This window comes from Ruminococcus sp., assembly GCF_024684275.1.
This window is the reverse complement of the sequence record NZ_JAIKXF010000031.1, coordinates 1-2,126: the sequence shown is the minus strand read 5'-3', so window position 1 is coordinate 2,126 and position 2,126 is coordinate 1. Positions and strand designations below refer to the sequence as shown.

The 2,126-nt window shown below is 47.3% G+C and carries 3 protein-coding genes and 1 riboswitch; of the genes, 2 read left to right on the top strand and 1 reads right to left on the bottom strand.

All coding sequences use genetic code 11. From position 1 onward, the window contains the following. A partial coding sequence (locus K5677_RS03840) for an aspartate-semialdehyde dehydrogenase (RefSeq protein ID WP_296724870.1) occupies positions 1-568 on the bottom strand: 568 nt, incomplete at its 3' end. 101 nt (positions 569-669) lie between these two features. Continuing rightward, positions 670-842: riboswitch (Lysine riboswitch) on the bottom strand. Positions 843-918: 76 nt separating this feature from the next. Here K5677_RS03840 and K5677_RS03835 point away from each other — a divergent pair. After that, positions 919-1,614 carry a DNA alkylation repair protein gene (locus tag K5677_RS03835; protein ID WP_296724868.1) on the top strand — a complete coding sequence of 232 codons (696 nt, stop codon included), beginning with the start codon at positions 919-921 and terminating at the stop codon, positions 1,612-1,614. A gap of 2 nt (positions 1,615-1,616) precedes the next feature. After that, positions 1,617-2,126: S-adenosylmethionine:tRNA ribosyltransferase-isomerase (locus K5677_RS03830; RefSeq protein ID WP_296724866.1), on the top strand; the 510-nt coding region annotated here is incomplete at its 3' end.

Here is a 2,126-nt window from a genome sequence, read left to right as displayed (position 1 = left end):
CTGCGCCCGAAATTGCCTGATATGTGCAGGCGAGGACATTCTTCAGACCGAACTTTCTGAGGGGGTGAAGTGCGGGAACATAGCTCTGTATAGAGCAGTTTGACTTTACAGCAATAAATCCTCTCTTTGTGCCGAGGCGCTGACGCTGAGCCTTGATTATCTCGATGTGCTCGGGATTTATCTCGGGAACTACCATAGGAACATCGGGAGTAAATCTGTGAGCGGAGTTATTTGAAACGATAGGGCACTCAGCCTTTGCGTAAGCCTCTTCAAGAGCCTTTATCTCATCCTTTTTCATATCAACGGCACAGAAGCAGAAATCCACCATGCCTGCGATCTTCTCGATATCGCCCGTAGCGTCCATAAGGACCATATCCTTCATGGAAGCGGGCATGGGAACTGCCATCTTCCAGCGGCTTCCCGCAGCCTCCTCATATGTCTGACCTGCGCTTCTCGGTGAAGCAGCCAGCACCTTTACATTGAACCACGGGTGATTTTCGAGCAGTGTTGCAAAACGCTGTCCGACCATGCCCGTAGCGCCTATAATACCAACATTATACTGTTTCATATTTACCTCTCCTTAATAAAAATTTGCAGAAAATAATAAAAACCGGTTGCAAACCGGCTCATCATGCGTTATAATAGAAATGTTGACATATCAAATATAAATATGCCGATAGCTCTCCATCAAAAGCATGATGACAGCTGTATACCTGTTGAGCATACAGCCAGAGCTGAATCTACCAAAGACAGCTCTTCGGCGGCATTGCCTTTCGCTGTACACCATAGGACAGGTGGTCCCGTGCACAGGTACTTTTCGCAGCCGCGCCTCTACCTTGTAACTATAATATCACTTTAGCAGCGTGTTGTCAACAGTTTTCGGAAATTTTACAAAAAATATTTGAAAGGACGGCAGCCATGAGTATCCTCACTGATACAGAAGAGGTCCTTTTCGGGATGAAAAATGAAAAATACGCTGTATTTATGCAGAAGCTCGTTCCTGACCACAGCACTGACCACTTCATCGGCATAAAAACTCCCGAGTTGAAGAAGCTTGCCAAGGAAATGCGGAAGCGCAGTGATACTGATGAATTTCTCAGTGAGCTGCCGCACAGATACTTTGAAGAGGACCAGCTCCATGCTTTCATCATATCGGAGGAGAAGGACTTTTCCCGCTGTATCATGCTGACAGAAGCCTTTTTGCCATATGTTGACAACTGGGCGACATGTGACCAGCTTTGTCCGAAGGTTTTCGCAAAGCACCGCAGTGAGCTTATCCCCTATGTGGATAAATGGATAAGCTCGGGGCTCACCTACAGTATCAGATTTGCCATAGGCGTACTGATGCGGCATTTTCTCGGCGAAAACTTTCTCACTGAATATGCTGACAGAGCTGCTGCGGTCATTTCAGATGAGTATTATATTAATATGATGCGTGCGTGGTACTTTGCAACTGCACTTGCTAAGAATTACGGCGAGGTGCTTCCTTACATAGAGCAGAAGCGCCTTGATAAGTGGACTCACAACAAGACCATACAGAAGGCTGTTGAGAGCTTCCGCGTAACAGATGAGCACAAGCAGTACCTCCGCACTCTGAAAATAAAAGGAGAATAAAATTGGAACTTCTTAAATCGGATTTTTACTATGAGCTTCCCGAGGAGCTCATTGCGCAGACTCCCATAGAGCCGAGAAATGCCTCACGCATGATGTGCGTTGACCGACAGACGGGAGCAATAACCCACGACCACTTCTATAATCTATGCGAGCACCTAAGAGAGGGTGACTTGCTGGTAATGAATGATTCAAGAGTTATCCCTGCAAGGCTTTACGGCGAGAAAATAGGCAATCAGACCTTTATCGAGTTTCTTCTGCTTGAGCAGAAGGGCGACAAGCGCTGGGAGATAATATGCCGTCCAGGCAAGAAAGCCAAGGTCGGAACACGCTTTTCATTCGGAAACGGCAGGCTCATTGCCGAAGTCGCTGAGGTCAAGGACGACGGAAACCGTATCGTACAGTTCCAATGTGAGGGCAACTTCTTTACAGCCCTTGAGGACGTGGGACAGATGCCTCTCCCCCCTTATATAAAGGAAAAGCTGGAGAACCGCGAGCGCTATCAGACGGTATAC

What these genes read in the sequence shown, in the direction of transcription:
- K5677_RS03835 (WP_296724868.1), top strand. Translation starts at nt 919, where the DNA reads ATGAGTATCCTCACTGATACAGAAGAGGTCCTTTTCGGGATGAAAAAT.